The organism is Microbulbifer agarilyticus (assembly GCF_019800665.1).
Taxonomy (GTDB): Bacteria; Pseudomonadota; Gammaproteobacteria; order Pseudomonadales; family Cellvibrionaceae; genus Microbulbifer; species Microbulbifer agarilyticus_C.
Genome location: NZ_JAHVKO010000004.1, coordinates 89,890 through 111,281, shown reverse-complemented (window position 1 = coordinate 111,281; position 21,392 = coordinate 89,890). Strand labels below are relative to the sequence as shown.

The following is a 21,392-nucleotide window of genomic DNA, read 5'->3' as shown; positions in this document are numbered from 1 at the left end:
CTAGATGTAATTTCTCAGAATTTGCGCAACATACGCCACGTTATTGCCTTGAAGCATCGTATGATGATCTCCTGGTGCCTCATGGATCGCCAAGTGGGGTGCGTATTTACTCCATCCAAGATCGCGCGTGGTTTTCTCGCCGTATAAGGCTTCACGGTCTTTAGCCTTAATTAAGGTCAGCGGCATCTCTACCTGCTCGATACTCGTGGTTAGAATGGCTTCTCTCCGTACCTGATGTCGCGCCTTAATTTTTTGTATATCTGAATTGCGATCGATGCCGGAATCGGCGCTGGTGTACTCTTGATTCCCAAATAGGCGTCTCTGGAATCTCGTCAGTAAGTATTTTGGGCCGAATTCGAGTGTGCGTTTGACATGTTGTGATAAACGAAACGCAAGCTTCTTGTGGGCCTTGAATGTGTCGGGTACTACGGTATCGAGCAGTCCAATAAATTCTACGACCTCGCCATTTTTGGTAAGCTCGCGAGCGACTTCAATTGCGATAACGCCACCGTAAGATTTACCTGCGAATACATACGGACCTTTTGGCCGAAAGCGTCGAATAAGTGCGAGGTAGAGCTTTGTCATGCCTGCGATGGAATTGGTGCTTTCCGCCGCTGATGAGTCAGCGCCACTGACAATCAAGTCCACTTCTTCCGGCAAAAAGGCAGAATACACCGGCCGCTCTGTTTCCAGAGCACTGGCAAGCTCCAGGTATTCGACAACTCCATTTATAAGAAGTAAAGGGGCAAGATCCTGACGTCCTGATTTCAGCAGTAAAATGCCGTCAGGAAGCGTACTGTCTTCGTGATCCAGATTTTGGTTGGCGCTTCGATTGTCCGATATGAACACGGCAATCTCGCGTACTGTAGGGTGTTTGACTAGATCTGTTATTGATAGGTGTTGGCGCAGGATTTCGGAGAGCTTGGTCATTGCTCGGACAGCGGCAATGGAGTCCCCGCCTGATTCGAAAAAATTAGAGCGCGCGTGTATTTCTTGTGCTGGAAGTAGTGACCCCCAAACTTTGGCGATTTTGTGTTCTAGTTCGCTTGCGAGGGGTTCATGGTGGCTGGAATGCAGTACCTGGCAGGCTATTGGATCGGGGAGATTAATCCGGTCAACCTTACCGTTATGATTAGTCGGTATGCGGTCGAGTACAAGATACATCGACGGCACCATATATCCGGGAAGGATCGACAATAAATAGGATCGAACTTTTGTGACAGACGGTGATCGGTCGGCACTAGTCACAACATACGCGATCAGTGTTGGAGTACTGCTGTCGTTGGTGAGCTGTTTCGCTGCGACAACACAGTTTTGAATGCCCTCTACCTGCTTAATCGTTGCTTCTACTTCGAGTAGCTCGACACGGTTACCATTAATTTGGATCTGAAAATCTTCCCGCCCGAGCATCTCGAAGGCGCCGCTTTCGTCACCTCGAACCATGTCGCCACTGGAAAAAAAGCGCTTCCCTTCTCTGCTGAAGAACTTCTCAAAATCCAGTTCTGGACGGTTGAGGTAGCCTTTTATTACGCCGGGGCTTGAAACAAACAGCTCGCCAACTTCGCCAGTTGCTACAGGCTCTCTGTTTTGATCCAAAGCAATTAGTTCGACATTCTGTTGTGCGAAGCCAATCTTTGTTGTGGTGGGTGCCAAATCGGTTACTGGCCAGTAAGTGACCATACAGCTTGTTTCACTCGCGCCGTAATTCACAAAGAGTTTGACTGAGGGAAGCAACCTGCGAATACGGGCAAGTAGATCGGGCGGTACATTATCCCCGCCAGTCAATATACGTCTGAGGCCCTGTACGGCAGCGATTCTTGTAGGATCACTTTCTATGTGATCGATAATCCTAGCCAATAGCGTCGGCACAAAATGCCAAACTGACACGGTACGTGCCAATTCAAATAGTTGCGCAATGTCGTGGATATCTTGCCGCTCGGCGATGAGGGTAAGTCCACCACAAGCAAGCATCGACAGCAATTCAAACGTGCTGATACTGAATGATGCACCGGCGACGGAAAGTATTCCCATATCTGGTTCAAGCGCAAAGCAATGCCTCGAGGACTGCATTCCGTGCGCAAGATTACCGTGTGTTGAAATAGCGCCCTTGGGGCGACCGGTCGTACCGGACGTGAAGAAAATATGCGACTCGTGGTCGAGAGACATAGGAAGCTTCAAATCATGTGCGTGGTCGCCTGCTGCGGCCGCTTTGATCGAGCTTGAATCGTGCACTCGATTGGAAAACACAGCGTTGATTTTTTGTTTGAGTTCCGCAATGCCATCGCGATCACAAATGATCGAATGAGGTACTGTGTCCTCCAAGATCATGTCGACTCTGCTGTGTGGAAACCCCGGATCGATAGGGACGTATGTTGCGCCGGTGAAGTGAATACCGAGTAGGTTTACTACCAGGTCATAGCTTGGCTGCATGACGACCGCGATGCGCGCACCACTTTGTACCCCAAGCGCCTGCAGGCCGAAGGCAATCTGCTGTGCGTTATTGATTAGAGTGGCATAGGTGTATTCTTGACCGGCATACACTATTGCGGTTTTTTTTGGTGTATTCAGCCCATTTTCATAAATCTGGATTGGTATTGTTTTAGGTAATGGTCTCGCTGCTGGGTGTTTTTTACTAAGCGCCGGCTTTAATGCACTGCTATTTTCAAGACTCTCCGTAGGTGATGGCCTTTCTTGAATATCTTCCACGCGAATCCCGTCCTTGCGCAGCTCAACAAATTAACATCGTATAGGTGAGACTACTTTTTAAAAGAAGTCACGCACAGCATGGTGGTTTCTAGCCGCTGTGCGTGTGATTTATGCAGAAGCAGTGAAAGTCACGGACGATTACGCTGGCTCGGCTTCTAAGGTATGGTTTGGTGCGTCGTTTGGTTGGGTTTCAGTTGGCTGACTCTTGAGTGGGTCCCAGTCCCTGGGCATGCGCGAGAAATCAATTAGCGTCGACGTGTCACCGCTATTTCGCGCATCTTCAATACGCTGATAGAAATTCTTGCCCGTATTTTGCGGGACACTTGTACTCATGCCTTCGCCACCTTTCGGCCGCTCAACGTATTCAGGAAAGGACATGAGCGCAGCATTTTGCTTTGCATATCCTTTTCCGAATAATTGCTTTAAGTCACCGAATCCATCGTTACTAACGAGTTGCTGGCCGCGCAGGTTTACGCCGTTCGAAATAGCATGGGTGACGAAGTCTTCGAGGTTTACTGTATCAAAAGCGATATGTTGTACGCTGTGGTCACCATGCGCTTCGGCAAACGCGGAAACTTGGCTTATCTTCTTGCGATCAATCCCTTCAACCAGAACAATGCCGAAACTTTCAAAATCAATGCACCAAAGCTTCATGCTGCTGTCTTCATCATCGGGTCGAACATCGTCTACCCGCTTTGTCAGCTTTCCGCCTTCGATCGCAATATGGTACCACGCCCATTTTTCGATCATGCCTGATGCGACTGCATAGGCGATATGGTCAACTCTGTTGACTCTAGACATTCCGTGTCCCCCCAAAATGAGAAAATAGCTTCCCTGTCGCAAACCCTGCGACTAGCGCCGCCTAATATGGCAGCGCGAAAAATAATGTCAACAAATAAAGTTCTGAGAACTGGTACACAAAATTACACGCTCTCAAATTTGTGTTTCAAAATTGTGCGTGATGCACGTTTTGGAAATCATTTTAGGGCAGTGCCAACATGCATGGCGCGTATTTCTTCTAAATATTTCACTTCAGTTTCATTTGCTGTGTTTTGTGCCAACTTGCGCCTTTTTACGCTTCAGGTAGATTCTTGCGACAAGAATAGTTGAGTTCCATCACATTTTTTTATGATAATCGCGCCCCGCAGTATCCAGTGGCGCGACGAGGCAAGACGAAAAACCATTCGTTATTCGCCTGCGAGATTTCGGCCCGGATTGTGCAGGGAAGGATTTGAGGTTGGTGAGATTGGAGATGTAACAAGCTCTCGATAGCTTTCAACCAACCGTACTGCTGCTTTCGGCATGGTTGCTGAAAATTAGCAGGTATAACAAGGAACGTGGAGATCGATTGATCTCACCTCAGGGGGTTCTCGTGGAACAAGGATGGGTCCGCAGTCGGCAGAGTGGAATCATAGCGCTCTATCGACTTTTCGATGTATTGCTGATTCAGGGCGTACTTTATGCGTGTCTGGCATACTTTAATGTCACGCCAGACAAAGACTGGTTGATCGCCGGGCTTCTGGCGTCGGTTAGCTTCGCGTTTATTGCTGAATCGGTCGAATTGTATCGATCCTGGCGTGGCGAAACGTATGTACGTATTCTGGGTACAGTGACGGTCGCGTGGGTAGCAGTGTGTATATTCCTTATCATCCTCGCGTATTCTTTCAACGCATTCGCGGCTGATTTTCTGCGTCCGGCGGTTGCCGCGTGGTTGGTGTTTACCTTTTTCGGACTTGCGTTCTGGCGTTTTTGTCTCCGTCAGTTGCTCTTCTTTATTCGCGTTCGCGGCAGAAATACCCGCAATGCTGTCATCATTGGCTGTACCGATTCAGGCTTCAAGCTCGCTAAAGACCTCTCGGTAAACCCTCAGCATGGCATCCGCGTGAGCGGGTTTTATCAGGTCACTGAAGCAGAGGACCTAGCATCACGCCGTATTATGGACTCAGACTTTAATGTACTGGGTAGCGTCGATGATGCAGTTGCAAAAGGTCGTTCTGGCGAATTGGATGTTGTATTTATTGCGTTGCCGATGCGCGCGGAAGATCTCATCAGTGAGATTCTGGATAAATTCTCAGATACCACCGCGACCGTACATATTCTTCCAAATTTCTTTGTTGCGAAAATGCTCCATGCGCGCTGGCATCAGGTGGGTGGGAGCAGCCTGCTAAGTGTATTTGATACACCGATCCAAGGATTTGACGGGTGGCTTAAGAGACTTGAGGATCTGGTACTTGCGACCGCGATCCTTGTCGCGATCTCACCATTAATGCTCTTGATTGCCCTCGCAGTTAAGTGCTCGTCCCCTGGACCAGTAATATTCAAACAGAGACGATATGGTCTTGATGGACGTACCATCTATGTTTGGAAGTTCCGCAGCATGACTGCCATGGATGATGGTGAAAAAGTCGTGCAGGCAAAAAGTGGGGATCAGAGAATTACGACCGTTGGACGAATCTTGCGGCGTACATCGCTCGATGAATTACCGCAGTTTTTCAACGTGTTGCGTGGCACCATGTCCATCGTTGGCCCCAGGCCGCATGCCGTAGCGCACAATGAAGAGTATCGCAACCTTGTGAATGGTTACATGCTGCGGCACAAGGTAAAGCCGGGTATTACAGGCCTCGCCCAAATCAAAGGTTTCCGCGGAGAAACAGATACGCTGGACAAGATGAGCCGTCGCGTGGAATACGATCTCGAATACATTCGTCGTTGGTCAATCATTCTCGACTTGCGGATCGTTTTTCTGACTATATATCGCGGCTTTTATCATAAGAACGCCTATTAAGTGACTCGTCTACTGAGACATTTCACTTCAAAAGAAGGGCTCGGAATATAATGCAATCTTTACGTTTTGCTCAATTCGAGAAAAATTTACCGCGACGAAAAGCCTCTTGCGCGGCGGTATGTTTGCTTGGTATTTGTGCACCGTTTTTGACGCATGATGCGCATGGCATCACGGTGGCTCTGCCAGCGGGTATTGAGATGACCAGTAGCCTGCTTCTGGAGCGGGAATATGATGACAATGTATTCCTCACGGTAGATAACCAGCAGGATGACTGGGTAACAAGAGTCTCACCCAAGGTCCGATGGGCTCGCGAGACCGATATCACCAGCCTCGAAGTGGATGTGGTGGGTACGCACGGTGTATATCAGAGTGATACACGGCAAGAATATACAGACTACATCGCTGACCTGGGTTGGCAATGGCGTGCGGCATCTTTTCTGGGCGTAAATGTGTCTGCTGGTTATGTTGACGTAGCGCAGTCTTTAGGTCGTGCGCCGGATGCCGGTCTCGCGCCGATTTTGATTGAGGCAGAGAGAGTAAAGCGGCCCAGTACAGATATCGCCTTACAACTCGGTCGGCAGAACGGATTGTTGCAAACGCAGGTTACACACGGTTTCCAGGAGAACGAATTTGAAGATTCATCTCGCGACTTTACGGACACCTATAATTTGTTGGATAGCGACTATGCGTTAACAGAGCAGTGGTCTGTTGGTGTGCAAGTCATTGATCGCGAGCTCGACTATGTCGAGGTCGATGACATCGTTTCGAGAGACAGTAAAGAGCGGTCCATCATGGGTAGCATTACCTATGGACTGCCGAAAACTAGTATCCAGGTTCGCATGGGTGAGTTGCAGCGCTCTTTTGCTGCGGACGAGCGTCCGGATTTTAGCGGACCGCGCTGGGACATTACGGCGTTGTGGCGCCCACGCACCTACAGCACTCTGTCAATAACTGTTGGTCGAAATGCCCAGGAGGCAGCTGGTGTCGCCGATTTCGTTGATGTTGACAGCCGTGTGTTCTCTTGGTCGCATCAGTGGTCGGGAAGTTTTAGCAGCGATATGTCCTTCAGTAAGTCTGAAGGTGAGTTTGTAGGAATAGAGCGTACGGATTTGGTTTCCCGATCACGCTTTTCTTTGCGTTATCAGCCGTTGGAGTGGCTTCAGTTACAGATGGGGCTGATTGACCTGAAAAATGAGACAGAACAAGTTCCTGCTAGCCTGCAAAATACCCGGTACTTTGTTGGTATTGAGGCTCCACTTTGAAGAGCGGATCTATGATGCATCGCACCACTTTTAAGTATCTATTCGGATCGCTTCAGGCAACGATCGCTATTTTCTTTGGCCTTATATTCCAAGCATCTCTGGTGAAAGCTGCTACCCCCGAATATCGCATCGATTCAGGAGACAGTATTTCAATCCGCGTCTACGGTGAGAGCGACTTGAGTGTTGATGTAATGCTGGGGGAGTCCGGTGTTGTCAATTATCCGTTTTTAGGTGAGTTGAAAGTAAGCGGACTTACCCCTGCAGAACTTGAGAATTTGATTCTGCGAGGACTGAAAGGGGATTATTTGATCAGCCCGAGTGTTACGGTCTCGGTAACCGAGTATCGGCAGGTATTTATCTATGGCGAAGTGCAGGCGCCCGGTGGTTACAGTTATCAGCCCGGTCTTACCGTCGGTAAGGCCGCAGCACTTGCTCAGGGTATGACAGAAAGAGGATCTGAAAAAAGAATTTTTCTCACCCGCGAGGGCATGGCTGAAAATCAGAAAGTCCGGGCAGACATGTCGACAAAACTTCAGCCGGGTGATGTCATCACTATCGAACAAGGATTCTTTTAGATAACTATATGGAGAAGTATACGAACAACACGGAAGAGGGTGAGTCTTCGCAGGTTGGTAATATTGACCTGGTAGCTCTATTTTTTTCTGTATATGAGCGAAAATGGTTCATCATAGCCTTTGCTATCCTAATGACCGTTGTTGCCTACTTTTCAGTTCAAAATATTCCTGATCGCTATCAGGCAACGGCTACGCTGTTGCTCGGTGGTAATCAGGCCAATCTTGTATCCATTCGAGATGTTTATGAGGCCGGTGTCCAGCGTCGAGAATTTCTTATGACGCAGGTGGAAATGTTGCGTTCCCGTGGGATAGCGGCGCGAGTGGTAGATGACTTAGATCTGGTCAATCACGAAATCTTTAATCAAGCACCAAAGCCGTCTCTAAAAGCCAATATTAAGTCTCTGTTTGGGATTGAAGCCGCTGTCCAAAACGCTGGCCCTGAGGAAAAAGCGCGAATTCAGCGTGAGCGAATCATTAACATTATTGCGAAAAATATCAAAGTTTCGCCGGTTCGCAATACCAAGTTAATCAAACTTTCCTACGAGAGTTACTCACCATCGCTTGCTGCCGCAATCCCTAACGCCGTGGCTCGTGCCTATATTGCAGAACAACAGACTGTTCGCAGCGACGTCACTGAAAAAGCGACGAGTTGGTTGAGTGAGCGCCTTGAGAGTCTTCGTGACAGATTGGAGCTATCGGAGCACGCGCTGAATCAGTTTCAGCAGCAAGAAGATCTCGTCGATCTGCAAGGAGTAAGAGGGTTAGCCTCGCAAGAGTTAAACGAGACGATGCAGCAATTGCTGGAAGCCAAGCGCGAACTGAAAGACGTCAGGTTGTTGTATAACCAGGTGCGGCCCAAGGATGTGCCGGAAGAATCGTTTTTGAGCCAGCCTGAGGTACTGAATCACCCCTTGATTCAGGCAGCCAGTCAGTCAGTGACAAATGCCCAGTTAGGGGTCACAGAGCTGGCGCGGCGTTACGGCCCGAAACACCCGACGATGCTTGCAGCACAAGATGAGCTGGCGAGTGCGCGTGCACAGTTGAGAACGGAAATTCGCAAGCTGGTCGCAAGTATTGAGGTGGATTATGAGCAGGCCGCGCAAAAGGTATACGGGTTGGAGGCCGAGCTCTCAGGTGCCAAATCGAGCTTGCAAAATGTTGCGCAAAAAGAAATTCGTTACGATGAACTGAAGCGCGAAGTAGAGGTTAACCGGCAGCTCTACAACACTTTCCTAACACGGTTTAAGGAGACCCGGGAGGTCTCTGACTATGAAACCACAGCCGCTCGCGTGGCGGACCCTGCGGTAATTCCGCGTCGACCACTCGCATCGAAAAAGCAGCTTCTCATTCTGTTTGCGTTTTTTGCCAGTGCAGGCCTTGGTGCGGGAATCGTAATTTTATTGGACTTATTGAAAAGTGGTATTCGCGATCCGCAGGATGTGGGTCGGAAAATTGGTCTGCCGCTTTTGGGTATGGTACCGGAGCTTTCCCTAAAGAAGGATGAGCAGCTCGATTTGTACACATACTTTGACTCCAGCCAGCCACAATTCTCCGAGGCTATTCGCTCTTTGCGTACAGGTGTTGTGTTATCGCGCATGGATGATAAGGCGGATGTAATTTGCGTTACCTCGTCTGCACCATCAGAAGGCAAAACGACGATATCGACCAATCTCTCCTTCTCTCTCGGTCAGTTGGAAAAAGTGCTGCTAATAGATGCTGATATGCGGCGGCCCTCCGTTGGTCGAAGGTTTTCTGTTGCGCCGAGTCGCCCGGGTCTCGCGGATATTTTGTCCGGTCGCTTTACCGTCGATGAATGCGTGGTGAAAGACGAAAGAAGCGGTATTGATATCATTCCCGCGGGAATTCGACCGGAAGATCCGCAGCGACTGCTTGGCTCTTCTCAGTTCCAAAAGCTGATTAAGGAACTCCGCGGAAAATATGACCGTATTATTATCGACACTCCACCGGTACAAGCCGTGAGTGATGTATTGGTCATCTCGAGACTAGTCTGTTCTGTGCTTTATGTCGTGCGGGCCGAAGAAACGAGAATCGGTGTTATCCGTGCCGGTATCTCACGTCTACTTAACTTAGGAGTGAAGCCAGAAGGGGTCGTCCTAAATAGCGTTGTTATGAAGCGTCGCGGAGCCTATTCAGACCAATATTACGGACATTATCCGGACTACGCACATTAGGTAGAGTCAGAATTTTGGCGGGCAGGAGCGCTATCCGGCAGCGCTCCTTGGTGATTCGCCCTGGGCTCTGGTCCTGGTATAGGTGAGCCTTTACCTGACTCTCGATTTTACGATCTATGCGCGTTAAATGCGGTAGTATTCTCGCATGATAGATCTCCATCACCATTTTCTGCCGGGCATAGATGACGGCCCTCGCACGTTCGAACACAGCATGCGTCTGGTTCGTGCTGCTGCAGCAAATGGCATCACTCATATCGTGGCAACGCCGCATATTCACCCGGGGCGTTACCCCAACACGGTGAACTCAATTGGTAATGCCTTTCGCAAGTTTCTCGACCAGCTCCCTGCGGATGAAGATCTTGGTGTCAAATTTGCCCTTGCCGCAGAGATACGAGTATCGGAGGACCTTATAAACCTTGTCTCTTCCGGTCAGCTACCTGCGCTCGGTCACTGGGAAGGTGATCCCATCATCTTGTTAGAAATGCCGCATAGTCATATTCCTGCGGGTATTACGAATTTGGTCGGCTGGCTGGCTCGTCAAAATATACGCGCTATGATCGCGCACCCGGAGCGGAACAAAGAGATTTTGCGGGATCTTGGCCGAATCAAGCCTCTCGTAGATGTGGGTTGTTTATTTCAGGTTACTGCAGGTGCTCTGGTGGGACAGTTTGGGATGCCAGCACAGGTGCGCGCGAAGCAAATTCTCAAGCAAGGTTTGGTCACCGTATTGGCCACTGACGCGCACCATATAATCCGGCGCCCTCCAAACCTGGCGGAAGGCCGCAAAGCCGCTGAAGAGATTGTGGGTGAATCACTCGCCTGGCAGCTGGTCAGGGACAACCCTGAAAAAATTGTCCGTGAGCGGACTTTCCTGCCCTGAGTGAACTTGGCAGTGCCCGTATCGGACTTAGTCCAGCTCGGTATTCAATCATTTTCGCTAGAAGTTTACGGAAAATGAAAAGTGTGTGCCCGGCACGTACTTGATCTAACTGCAGCCGTTTTGCGGTCAAATTCAGATTTAGACTGAAATCTCCCTCTTAGTCACTTATTTCCCTCCCAAATCGCCATTCTGGATCTATCAATAGATGGGCTGTCCCATCTACCTATTGACATTAGTTACACGCGTAACTAAATTCGTTGCACCTGAAACCAAGTGGACCGAGCGGCCACAAGCCGCATCCCTGGTCCTAATAACGAATCCTGTATAACGGAGGATCACATGGCCGATTTGTTTGAGAACCCCATGGGCCTGGACGGCTTTGAATTCGTCGAGTTCACTGCACCTGAGAAGGGCATTCTGGAAACCGTGTTCGAGGCCATGGGCTTCACCAAGGTAGCCCGCCACCGCACCAAAGATGTGGAACTGTGGCGCCAGGGTGATATCAACTTCATCACCAATTACGAGCCAGGCAGCCACGCCGACTACTATGCACGTGAGCACGGCCCCTCCGCTTGCGGCCTCGCATTCCGCGTTAAAGACGCCACCTTTGCCTACAACGAAGCGATCAAGAAGGGCGCGCAGCCAGTCGATGTTGCAACCGGCCCTATGGAGCTGCGTCTGCCGGCGATCAAGGGCATCGGTGGTGCCACCCTGTACCTGATCGACCGTTATAAAGAAGGCGAGACCATCTACGACATCGACTTCCAGTGGCTGGAAGGTGTCGACAAGCATCCCGAAGGTTGTGGTTTCCACACCCTCGACCACCTCACCCACAACGTATACCGCGGCCGTATGGACTACTGGGCCAAGTACTACGAAGACCTGTTCAACTTCCGTGAAATCCGCTACTTCGACATCAAGGGCGAATACACCGGTCTGCTGTCCAAGGCGATGACCGCACCGGACGGCAAGATCCGTATCCCCCTGAACGAAGAAGCCGCCGGTGGCGGCGGTCAGATTGAAGAGTTCCTGATGAAGTACAACGGTGAAGGCATCCAGCACATCGCCTTTGCCTGTGACGACCTGATCGCCTGCTGGGATCGCCTCAAGGCGCGCGGCATGGAGTTTATGACTGCGCCGCCGAACACCTACTACGACATGCTGGAAGAGCGCCTGCCGGGACACGGTGAGCCCACCGAAGAATTCAAGTCTCGCGGCATTCTGCTGGACGGCACCACCGAGGGTGGCCAGCCGCGCCTGCTGCTGCAGATCTTCTCCGCCAACATGCTCGGCCCGGTGTTCTTTGAGTTTATCCAGCGCAAGGAAGACGAAGGTTTCGGTGAAGGTAACTTTAAGGCGCTGTTCGAATCCATCGAGCGCGACCAGCTCGAGCGTGGTGTGATCGGTAACGAAGACAAGCCGGCGGCCTAAGCGCCCCGGTTCCACTTTGGATAACTTGGATATATAGCTATGGCGATTCAACGAATCCACCATGTGGCCTATCGCTGTAAAGATGCCAAGGAGACCGTGGAGTTTTACCGCGATCTCCTCGGTATGGAATTCCAGCTCGCGATCGCCGAAGACAAGGTGCCTTCCACCGGGGCGCCCGACCCTTACATGCACGTGTTCCTCGATGCAGGGCAGGGCAATGTACTGGCGTTTTTCGAACTGCCGAATTCCCCGGACATGGGCCGCGATGAAAATACCCCGCAATGGGTACAGCACATTGCCATGGAAGTGGAGAGCATGGACGAACTACTGTCGATGAAGCAGAAGCTCGAAGATGCCGGTATCGATGTGCTCGGCCCCACCGACCACACGATTTTTAAATCCATCTATTTCTTTGATCCAAACGGCCACCGCATCGAGCTCGCTGCCAATACCGCCAAGCCCGGTATGCACAAGGAGTTGAAGCGCGTCGCCGAGGATATGCTGGAAGAGTGGTCGCGTACCAAGAAGGCACCGCGACACGCGGCCTGGATGCATGGCGAAGAAGAGTTCAAGGCTCTCGACCCCTAAACCAATCAATTATTAAGAGGACGGCACAGTGAAGTTAGCCAGCCTGAAAAGTGGCCGCGACGGCAAGCTCGTCGTGGTGAGCGATGATTTAACCCGCATGGCGGATGCCAGCGAAATCGCACCCACATTGCAAAGCGCCCTGGATGAGTGGGCAACTGTTTCTACCCAATTGGAAGCGCTGCAAAGCAAACTGAACAGCGGTGAAGTCGCGGGCGAGACCTTCGACCAGGCCATGTGTCATTCTCCCCTGCCACGCGCCTATCACTGGGCCGATGGCAGTGCCTATGTGAACCACGTTGAGCTGGTGCGCAAGGCGCGCAACGCAGAAATGCCAGAGAGCTTCTGGACCGACCCGCTTATGTACCAGGGTGGTTCCGATACCTTCCTCGCACCTCGTGCGCCGGTAGTAATGCCGCAGAGCGAAGGCTTCGGCATCGACTTCGAAGCGGAAATTGCCGTCATCACCGACGACGTGCCCATGGGTATTTCCCCCGACGATGCACTGAAACACATCAAGCTGGTGATGCTGGTAAATGACGTGTCCCTGCGTGGCCTGATCCCGAACGAACTCGGCAAGGGCTTTGGCTTCTACCAGTCTAAGCCGTCCAGTGCCTTCTCCCCGGTGTGTGTAACCCCGGAGCAGCTCGGCGATGCCTGGCAGCAGGGCAAGCTGCACCTGCCGCTGGTATCCCACCTGAATGGCGGTAAGTTCGGTGAACCCAATGCCGGAGTGGATATGACTTTCCATTTTGGTCAGTTGATCGCCCACGCTGCGAAAACCCGCCCACTGGGTGCCGGCACCATTATTGGCTCCGGTACTGTATCCAACAAGCTCGACGGTGGCCCGGGCAAGCCGGTGAAAGAGGGTGGTGTTGGTTACAGCTGTATTGCGGAAATTCGCATGATTGAAACCATCCAGGACGGCAAGCCCACCACGCCGTTTATGCAGTTCGGTGACAGCATCGCCATCGAAATGTTGGATGACAAAGGCCAGTCCATTTTTGGCCGCATCGAGCAGGTGGTAGAGCAACAGTAAGGCTGACGCCCAGATTCACACGTGTGAATAAAAAGAACCGACATCGAAAGGTGTCGGTTTTTTTATGCATAAAAAAGGCCCGCATTGCTGCGGGCCATGTCGAAGGGAGACAGTGATGAAAAAGGCTTACCAGCTATAACCGAAGCGTAGGCCGTAGTTGCGTTGGGCTTTTCCGGCTACGGGAGTAGTACCAGCATAGCCTTGCCACCAGTTCACGTCCTCGTCGGTGAGGTTGTATACCCATGCTTCCGCAAACCAGTTTTGACTGGCGGAAGTGTACTTCAGGCTGGCCGTTGCCATTGCCCAGGCATCTCGCTTGTCGGTATAAATATCTAGATCGATATTGTCAGCTATTACACCTTCTTCGAAGGTCCAGCGCTCGTTGTTATCGATAGAGGTATAAGACTCATCTTCCCAATGAATATTTAGGAATGGCGTCAATGAAGAGCCGTCCGCAAATTCAAAGTCATGACTGATATTCAATGTGAGTGCTGCATTAGGCGAATATGCGAGCTCATTGCCTTTAAGATTACGGAAAATCTGAGGATAAGCCGTATCATCGTAGTTCAGTGAGTCATTAGGTCCGATGCCAAATACCTGGCGTACCTCCTGGCCCCATTGACCGATATAGTCACTAGTGATTTCAGTATCTAGGAAGGTTAGATAGCCGCCTATATGGCCACCGGCCCAAGGCGCCCATTCCATTTCAAGTTCCAGGCCCTGAATCCGAGAGTTGGATGCATTGCGAGTCAGGAAAGTACCTTTGTCTTGAGCGATAGTAATAGGATTACCGTCTTCATCGATACCCTCACTGAACACGGTGTCATAGAGCTCCCACTGCGTGAACTGTTGATCCTCGTAGTCACTATAGAAGTAGTTCGCACGAAGATTCATATTGCCATCGAGAGCAGTTGTTTTGATACCGAGCTCATAGGTAACTACGGTCTCACCATCATAGCTGGTATCGAAACGGTCTCCAGTTGGGTTATCTGGGGTAATGGTGGATTCTTTATAAATCACATCGCCAATACCGCCACCCTTGTATCCATTGGCTACATAACCGTAAATCAGGGTCTCATCGCTATAGTCATAGTCGATACCCACGCGCCAGGTGGTTTTTGACCAGTCCTCGTATACATCATTCTGGGTTTCTACGACGAATCCTTCGCGCGGATAATCATAGTAATCAGCAGGTAGAGCATTCAGCGTATCACGCGGTACCCGAGCATGGTTGTCCATCCAATCGTCTAATTGTCCCCATACAACATCCCAGCCGTACTGGCCGATGTGTCCCCAGGCATCGATAGGGCCTGAGCACTCGCCCCAACAGCCCCAGTTGCGTCCGCCAACATCCTCCTTGCTATCCTCAGTATGGCGCAGCCCCAGAGTCAAGTGAGTCTTGTCGGTAACTGAATATGTGGCTTGTCCAAAAAGCGCTTCAGATTTAATGATACGCTCGGGCTGGATCCAAAGGCTCGCCCCACCCATGGCACCTTGGTAGTGCCCATTCATATAGTTGTCTTCTTTAAAATTGAAATACCCGGCAATCCACTGCAGTGGGCCGTCACCGGTGGACTTCAATTGCAGTTCGTGGGACCAAGAAGAGTAGTCCGTATCGACCCACTTAATCATCTGATCCCAGTGGTAGTAACCTTGATCGATATCGAACTGGCCAGTTCGCTGCTGGTTTTGGTATCCCGCGTTATAAACGAACTGCAGCTCGTCGTTAATATCGTAAGTAAAGTGAGACCGGATACTGTCCATGGTCATGTCGACTTTGCCCGGCACATTCACATAGGCAACGAAGTTGTCTTCGCTGCCCCAGATATCCGTACAGGAGCCGCCGTTAACGTCGGAAGGCCGATCTTCAATACGTTCACAGTCGCGCTGCCCAATACCGCCGGCACCCTTGTCACGGAAACGCTCAACTGTTACGAGCCAATCCGCTTTTTCAGTCGGAGTCCATTTGGCCGCAACCCGAGCAGCCCACTGGTCTGCGTTGTTGTAAAAATCCTCCGGATCAGCCTTAACTTCCTTGTAGTATTGGGTGTTGAAGAACCAAGCATCCCAGCTGTTTGCGGCTGGGTTAACCGCCGAATCTGTGGGTTCTAGTTCGTCGATCGGGAGGTAGCGCTGATCCCACTGGTTGGGATCATAGTAACCGGTAAGATTGGAGTCTTTTTTCTCCGTCATGTACGCGGCTCGTAATGCAAAAGTCTCAGATACAGGGATGTTGATCATGCCCTTGAGTGCACGTTGATTGAAACGACCCATTTCAAATTGGGTGGATGCTTCAAATTCTTCAGTATTTGGCTTGGCTGAAATGATATTCATCGAGCCCACAGTGGAGTTGCGCCCAAACAGCGTACCCTGGGGGCCTCGGAGCACTTCGGCCCTTTCAATGTCGAACATCAGCGCCATTGCACCTTGCGGACGTGGCGTGTACACACCATCAAAGTGGACACCCACTGCCGGGTCACCCCACTCTGTGGTATTGGTCGAGCGAATACCCCGCATTGTGATAATCGGTGCCGAGGACTCATTGTCCACCATGATGCTCATGTTCGGCACCAGGTTGTTCAAGTCCTTGATGTTTTTTACACCAAGGGTGTCCAGGGTCTCCTCCGAAAATGCGGATATTGCGATGGGGGTGTCCATCAGGTTGGTTTCGCGCTTGGTGGCGGTCACGATGACCTGTTCCAGCGCCGCATCATTATTTTCGTCTTGTGTGTCAGCGGTCTCGTTGGACTGGGCCAGGGCCACAGAACCAAAGGCGAGGTTTGACAGAGCGATTGCTGCTGCAAGTTTTTTGTAGCGCATCATCGTCGGTGTTCTCTCTCATATCGTTATGATTTTAATGGCCATAACTCCTGGCCGATTTACCGGCGGTCGCTAGTGCACCGATACTGGTGCCATGGCTGCCCCACTTAACCGCCAGTATTTAGTTTGTTGACCTTGCGCGCTGGTCTCAATCGGAAATCGGTATCGGGAGAGAAGCCCTAGACGTCGCGCAGACACTGCGGGACTGCACGACAAGGTGAGATCTACCTGCGATAACCTGCAGGATCCTAACTGGGATTAGGCGTGTGTCGCCTGACGGCTGCGCAGTGCGTGGACCTGATCCTTGAAATTGCGGCTTGCCTTAAGTTGAATATCGCCATCCAGCACCAGAATACATTCTGTATTACGCAGTGGAATAATCTTGGACACTCGTTCAGCATTAACTATGGTGGATTTGTGAATGCGAAAGAAAAGTTTCGGGTTCAGCAGTTGCTGAAGTTTCTTGAGGGTAATACGCAGTATGTGTGTCTCGCCGGCAGCATGGATACACATATAGTCACCTGCGGCATCGATCCAGTCGATTGAGGCTGTCGGCACCATTACAGTTTCATTGTCTGAATTTTTAATTTCCAGTTTATCCGGGTACCCGCTGGGAAGCGGTACATCACTATCAAGCCATTCTTCGAGCTCGGGCATCGAGATCCCGGATACATCGTGCAAAGCCGCCATGAGTTTTTCCTGACAGCCATCATTTGCTAACGGTACATGGCGCTGTTGCGCGCGATCTATAGCCTGTTTCAGGCGCCCAAGGCTTGCCGGCTTTACTAGATAGTCATCTGCATTTAGTTCAAATGCATCAACTGCATATTTATCGTACGCCGTGACGAAAATAATAATCGGGTCAGAACATGTGCGCAGTTCTTCAACGACTTCCAAACCGTTAATACCCGGCATTTCCATATCGAGAAAGATAAGGTCTGGCTTAAGTTTGTTGTTTAACTCAATAGCCTCTTCGCCACTGCTGCATTCACCGATTATCTTTACCTGATCGATTTGCGACAGGCGTAAGCGCAGCCCTTCCAGTGCCAGTGGTTCATCATCTACGAGAAGCGTATTTAACTTATTTTGTGCCATTTGCCGTGCTCCCGGATTGAAACGGAATGCGAATTTCCACAGTCAGCCCGTTTGCATGGCTTTTCAGGGAAAATTTGTGGTTGCTTCCATAAAGTGTTGTCAGGCGATTGCGGGTATTACTTAGCCCGATGCCAGATGGGTGCTCATTGCCTTCCTTAGAGTCTTCTAATCCAGGCCCGTCGTCACCAACTTCGATCACCAGCTCACCACCCTGTTTGGTCGTTTTGATGATTAACTCACCGCCATGCTTGCGCGGGGCGATGGCATACTTGATGGCATTTTCAGCGAGTGGCTGCAATAGGAGGTTGGGCACCAGTGCAAACTGGGTCACTGGAGCTATCGATTTTTTAATAAGAAGACGTTTTTCAAAGCGAACTTTTTCAATGTTGAGATATAGATCTAACGCTTCAAGCTCATCTTTTAGGGTGACCTGGGTGGATGGATCATTGTCCAGCGAGCTGCGCAAAAACTGGCAGAGCTGATCAACCATCTCACCGGCAGTGTCATTTTCCCGCTTGAGAATAAGCGTGGAAATAGCGTTCATTGTGTTGAACATAAAGTGCGGATTTAGCTGATAACGCAACATTTTTAGCTGCGCTTCACGTGCTGAGCTCTCCGCCTGCAGCGCTTTGTGGTGCTCCGCCTGTAAAGCGCCATAGAACTTGAATACGAAATACAGGCCTGTCCAGGCGGCCATGGTTGTTAGGGAAAACAGATACCAGGAGCCGAAATCGTGCCAGCTCCAGTTGAGCCACGGGAAGTTATAAAGAAAGTCGAAAGTGCACAGCTTGAAGAAGTTCCATACTGCGGCGAACAGCGCGGAAAGGATGACGGCTCCGATGGCCGCCATCGATAGGGGCAGCCGTATTGCCAGTCGCAGCACCCGTCTGAGTGCCAGGGACGTCAGCAATCCGGTCATTGTCTCCAGAAAAATATGTGTGTGCGCAATCAATAGATTGTCGGGCGTCAGCCTTGGGATCACAACGGCAACGTAAACCAACAAAAAATAGCCTGACCAACCAGCGCCCTGAAGACCCCAGAATAGTCGATTGTGGCTCCGCAGCAACGACAACGCTGGCGGATAGTGGAGAGAAGGGTTCGCTATATACATGGCAATCATTATTTTTTCTTGAGGGTAGTGTTGAGTGGCGGAGGCTGTCAATGGCAAAGCGAGACAACGCTGGAATAACCCCCGCCATCGAGCAGAGCAGGTATGTGGACGCTACTTGGCAACTGGCTGTGTAGGTTGTCGTAACGATGTTCCGGCTTGTCGCATCCGCATGGAGCTAGGGTGGGGCGGTTTGTTACCGTCGAATCCGTGAATAACTCTAATAGGGTCGATTGCCACTATGCGATTGACGAGTGAATGATGAGAAAATATTTCCCACTATTTGCCGCCGCGGCGGGTTCATTGTTGTTAATGGCGGGTTGCGAGCGTGTGGACCCACAAAGCGAATACAGTGCGCAGCAAATCAAATGGCCCAGCGCGCCGATAGCGCAGGCGGAAAACCCCAACTCCGGGTCCGCTAACAGTGCTTCAGGTTGGCCAAAAATCGCCAGCGAAGTGCAACCAAACAGCGAACTGGAGCAGCGTGCGGCGGAACTGCTGGCGACTATGACGCTGGAGCAAAAGGTCGGTCAGATCATCCAGACGGAGATCAAGTTCACCACTCCGGACGATGTGCGCGATTTTCACTTGGGGTCGGTGCTGAATGGTGGAGGCAGTTTCCCTGGGAACAACAAATACGCGACGCCCGAAGACTGGATTGCGCTTGCCGATAAATACTACTTCGCCTCTATGGATACATCGAAGGGCGGGCGCGCAATCCCTATTATCTGGGGCACAGACGCCGTGCACGGTCACAATAATGTGATCGGAGCCACGTTGTTTCCACACAATATCGGTCTCGGTGCGACCCGCAATCCCGAGCTGATGCGCAAGATAGGTGAGGTAACCGCTCGTGAAGTCGCGGTGACCGGAATTGATTGGTTGTTCGCGCCCACTGTCGCCGCCCCGCGAGATGATCACTGGGGCCGTACCTATGAAGGCTACTCGGAAGATCCGGAGCTTATCTATCAATATGCTGGCGAAATTGTGCGCGGTATCCAGGGCGACGAGCGCGGGCGTTTTGGATCGGGGCAATTAGTCGCGACGGCAAAACATTTTATTGGTGACGGAGGTACCGAAAACGGTATCGATCGCGGTGATACCAAGCTGACAGAGCGTGAATTGATGGAGATTCACGGCCAGGGCTATTTCTCATCTCTGCAAGCCGGTGTGCAAACCGTCATGGCGTCGTTCAACAGCTGGAATGGTGAAAAGCTGCACGGCAGTCACTACATGCTCACGGAGGTTCTCAAGGAGCAGATGGGCTTTGACGGGTTTGTAGTGGGTGACTGGCTTGGGCATGCATTTGTGCCCGGCTGTAGTGAAGTAAGTTGCGCACAGTCGATAAACGCCGGCCTCGATATGTTTATGGCGTCCAATGCAGACTGGAAGACCCTGTATCACAACACCATTGACCAGCTGAAGACGGGTGAAATTCCGCAGCAGCGTCTGGACGATGCAGTAACCCGTATTCTACGAGTGAAATTACGTGCGGGTCTGTTTGACGCACCCCCGTCACAACGTCCACTCGCCGGTGAACTCGACATTATCGGTTCCGAGCCACACAGGGAGGTTGCGCGCCAGGCAGTACGCGAGTCTCTGGTACTTCTCAAAAATGAAAATCGGTTGCTACCGCTGCAGCGCGATATGCGTGTACTGGTTGCCGGAGATGGGGCCGATAACATCGGTAAGCAATCGGGGGGATGGACGATTTCCTGGCAGGGGACCGGAAACTCAAATTCGGATTTTCCGGGTGGTACGTCAATCTATGACGGCATTCAGTCTTCTGTTGAGGCAGCTGGCGGCGTCGCCAAACTGAGTGTGTCGGGCGATATCGAAGAGGGTTTTGACGCGGATGTTGCCATTGTGGTGTTTGGTGAGAATCCTTACGCAGAAATGCAGGGTGACCTGAAGACCCTCGAATACCAGGCCGGTAATCGCAAAGATCTGAAGTTACTAAATAAACTCCGATCTCAGGGTATCCCGGTGGTTTCCGTTTTTCTGACTGGCCGTCCTCTTTGGGTGAATGCGGAAATTAACGCTTCTGATGCCTTTGTTGTCGCCTGGCTACCGGGGAGCGAGGGCGCCGCGGTCGCCGACGTCCTTTTCCGCAACAGTGATGGATCGATTAATCATGACTTTACCGGAAAGCTTTCATTTAGCTGGCCGGAGAGTCTCGCGCAAAAAGTGGTAAATCGCCACGATGACAAAACAACAGCGCTATTCGAGTACGGATTTGGTATGAGCGCTGACGACGAAGTTTCCCTTGCTCGCTTGAATGAGGAGCGTCCACAAATTGATGTGTCGGAATTGGCAGAACTGGATTTGTTTGCCGCGCGACCAATGGAACCCTGGCATTTATTTATTGGTGATGATCAGGGTGCCGAGCTCGAAATGACCGGTAATCGTCACAATAATGCGCATATGAGTATTGCGGCTATCGATCGCAACATGCAGGAAGATGCGCGCTCCATCGAATGGCTCGGGAACGGCACCGGCTCGGTGTACCTGAAGGCGTGGAATCGACTCGATCTTTCTGAGTACTTGGTTGCGGATGGTGCATTGGTCGCAGAAGTGCGCCTCGACAAAAAGCCGAGCGCATCAATATTCGCCCAGATGCGCTGTGGCGACAATTGTGGTGCAAAAGTGGAAGTGTCGGACCTGGTAAAAAATCTCTCGATATCCGAATGGCAAAAGTTGAGTGTTGACTTGAGCTGTTTCGGAAGTGGAGAAATGGACTTTAGTAAAGTCGATATGCCCTTCCAGCTATCGACCGACGGCACCATGCAGCTTAGTTTCAGTCGCATATCCATCGGCTCGCCGGCGAAACATCATATGACTTGCAGTAGCTAATTTAACAGCTAGCAAACTCACTGGGCGGCGCAGTCGCGCCGCATCAATAAAATAGAAAATT

14 protein-coding genes are annotated in these 21,392 nt (G+C 51.1%); 9 read left to right on the top strand and 5 right to left on the bottom strand.

The genetic code is table 11. The features are described 5' to 3' along the window. Both KUV22_RS09890 and KUV22_RS09885 read right to left on the bottom strand, forming a co-directional pair. Entirely contained in the window at nt 1–2,706 is a 2,706-nt protein-coding gene (locus tag KUV22_RS09890; RefSeq protein WP_222230685.1) for an AMP-binding protein, read from the bottom strand. A 138-nt stretch (nt 2,707–2,844) separates the two neighbouring features. Next, nucleotides 2,845–3,507 (bottom strand): hypothetical protein, encoded by a 663-nt coding sequence (locus KUV22_RS09885; protein WP_222230683.1) that lies wholly within the window; start codon nt 3,505–3,507, stop codon nt 2,845–2,847. 571 nt (nt 3,508–4,078) lie between these two features. Between KUV22_RS09885 and KUV22_RS09880 the strand changes: the two genes are divergently transcribed. The 8 genes from KUV22_RS09880 to KUV22_RS09845 all read left to right on the top strand — a co-directional run bounded on the left by KUV22_RS09880 (nt 4,079) and on the right by KUV22_RS09845 (nt 13,455). Beyond that, nucleotides 4,079–5,491: an undecaprenyl-phosphate glucose phosphotransferase gene (locus KUV22_RS09880; RefSeq protein WP_222230681.1), complete on the top strand. Its 1,413-nt coding sequence runs from the start codon at nt 4,079–4,081 to the stop codon at nt 5,489–5,491. Between the two features lie 50 nt (nt 5,492–5,541). Then, entirely contained in the window at nt 5,542–6,753 is a 1,212-nt protein-coding gene (locus tag KUV22_RS09875) for an outer membrane beta-barrel protein (RefSeq protein ID WP_222230679.1), read from the top strand. An 11-nt stretch (nt 6,754–6,764) separates the two neighbouring features. Beyond that, entirely contained in the window at nt 6,765–7,328 is a 564-nt protein-coding gene (locus KUV22_RS09870) for a polysaccharide biosynthesis/export family protein (RefSeq protein ID WP_222230677.1), read from the top strand. A gap of 8 nt (nt 7,329–7,336) precedes the next feature. Next, nucleotides 7,337–9,520 carry a GumC family protein gene (locus KUV22_RS09865; protein ID WP_222230675.1) on the top strand — a complete coding sequence of 728 codons (2,184 nt, stop codon included), beginning with the start codon at nt 7,337–7,339 and terminating at the stop codon, nt 9,518–9,520. A gap of 145 nt (nt 9,521–9,665) precedes the next feature. Beyond that, a complete protein-coding gene (locus tag KUV22_RS09860; protein ID WP_222230673.1) occupies nt 9,666–10,400 on the top strand; it encodes a tyrosine-protein phosphatase in 735 nt (244 codons plus the stop codon). 339 nt (nt 10,401–10,739) lie between these two features. Then, on the top strand, nt 10,740–11,831 hold the full coding sequence (hppD, locus tag KUV22_RS09855) for a 4-hydroxyphenylpyruvate dioxygenase (RefSeq protein ID WP_222230672.1): 1,092 nt from the start codon (nt 10,740–10,742) through the stop codon (nt 11,829–11,831). A 39-nt stretch (nt 11,832–11,870) separates the two neighbouring features. Next, nucleotides 11,871–12,419, top strand: a complete 549-nt coding sequence (locus tag KUV22_RS09850) for a VOC family protein (RefSeq protein WP_222230671.1) — start codon at nt 11,871–11,873, stop codon at nt 12,417–12,419. Nucleotides 12,420–12,447: 28 nt separating this feature from the next. Continuing rightward, nucleotides 12,448–13,455 carry a fumarylacetoacetate hydrolase family protein gene (locus KUV22_RS09845; RefSeq protein ID WP_222230670.1) on the top strand — a complete coding sequence of 336 codons (1,008 nt, stop codon included), beginning with the start codon at nt 12,448–12,450 and terminating at the stop codon, nt 13,453–13,455. Nucleotides 13,456–13,581: 126 nt separating this feature from the next. Here the strand turns inward: KUV22_RS09845 and KUV22_RS09840 are convergent, their stop codons facing one another. The 3 genes from KUV22_RS09840 to KUV22_RS09830 all read right to left on the bottom strand — a co-directional run bounded on the left by KUV22_RS09840 (nt 13,582) and on the right by KUV22_RS09830 (nt 18,490). Beyond that, entirely contained in the window at nt 13,582–16,278 is a 2,697-nt protein-coding gene (locus KUV22_RS09840) for a TonB-dependent receptor (RefSeq protein WP_222230669.1), read from the bottom strand. A 255-nt stretch (nt 16,279–16,533) separates the two neighbouring features. Then, the gene (locus tag KUV22_RS09835) at nt 16,534–17,370 is read right to left on the bottom strand and encodes a LytR/AlgR family response regulator transcription factor (RefSeq protein WP_222230668.1); all 837 of its coding nucleotides are present in this window, start codon (nt 17,368–17,370) and stop codon (nt 16,534–16,536) included. Beyond that, the gene (locus KUV22_RS09830) at nt 17,357–18,490 is read right to left on the bottom strand and encodes a sensor histidine kinase (protein ID WP_222230667.1); all 1,134 of its coding nucleotides are present in this window, start codon (nt 18,488–18,490) and stop codon (nt 17,357–17,359) included. The genes KUV22_RS09835 and KUV22_RS09830 overlap by 14 nt, the downstream gene beginning before the upstream one ends. Nucleotides 18,491–18,739: 249 nt before the next feature. Between KUV22_RS09830 and KUV22_RS09825 the strand changes: the two genes are divergently transcribed. After that, entirely contained in the window at nt 18,740–21,331 is a 2,592-nt protein-coding gene (locus KUV22_RS09825; RefSeq protein ID WP_222230666.1) for a glycoside hydrolase family 3 protein, read from the top strand. Nucleotides 21,332–21,392: the final 61 nt, after the last annotated feature.

What these genes read in the sequence shown, in the direction of transcription:
- KUV22_RS09885 (WP_222230683.1), bottom strand. Translation starts at nt 3,507, where the DNA reads ATGTCTAGAGTCAACAGAGTTGACCATATCGCCTATGCAGTCGCATCA.
- KUV22_RS09875 (WP_222230679.1), top strand. Translation starts at nt 5,542, where the DNA reads ATGCAATCTTTACGTTTTGCTCAATTCGAGAAAAATTTACCGCGACGA.
- KUV22_RS09870 (WP_222230677.1), top strand. Translation starts at nt 6,765, where the DNA reads ATGATGCATCGCACCACTTTTAAGTATCTATTCGGATCGCTTCAGGCA.
- KUV22_RS09865 (WP_222230675.1), top strand. Translation starts at nt 7,337, where the DNA reads ATGGAGAAGTATACGAACAACACGGAAGAGGGTGAGTCTTCGCAGGTT.
- KUV22_RS09860 (WP_222230673.1), top strand. Translation starts at nt 9,666, where the DNA reads ATGATAGATCTCCATCACCATTTTCTGCCGGGCATAGATGACGGCCCT.
- hppD (WP_222230672.1), top strand. Translation starts at nt 10,740, where the DNA reads ATGGCCGATTTGTTTGAGAACCCCATGGGCCTGGACGGCTTTGAATTC.
- KUV22_RS09850 (WP_222230671.1), top strand. Translation starts at nt 11,871, where the DNA reads ATGGCGATTCAACGAATCCACCATGTGGCCTATCGCTGTAAAGATGCC.
- KUV22_RS09840 (WP_222230669.1), bottom strand. Translation starts at nt 16,278, where the DNA reads ATGATGCGCTACAAAAAACTTGCAGCAGCAATCGCTCTGTCAAACCTC.
- KUV22_RS09835 (WP_222230668.1), bottom strand. Translation starts at nt 17,370, where the DNA reads ATGGCACAAAATAAGTTAAATACGCTTCTCGTAGATGATGAACCACTG.
- KUV22_RS09830 (WP_222230667.1), bottom strand. Translation starts at nt 18,490, where the DNA reads ATGATTGCCATGTATATAGCGAACCCTTCTCTCCACTATCCGCCAGCG.
- KUV22_RS09825 (WP_222230666.1), top strand. Translation starts at nt 18,740, where the DNA reads ATGAGAAAATATTTCCCACTATTTGCCGCCGCGGCGGGTTCATTGTTG.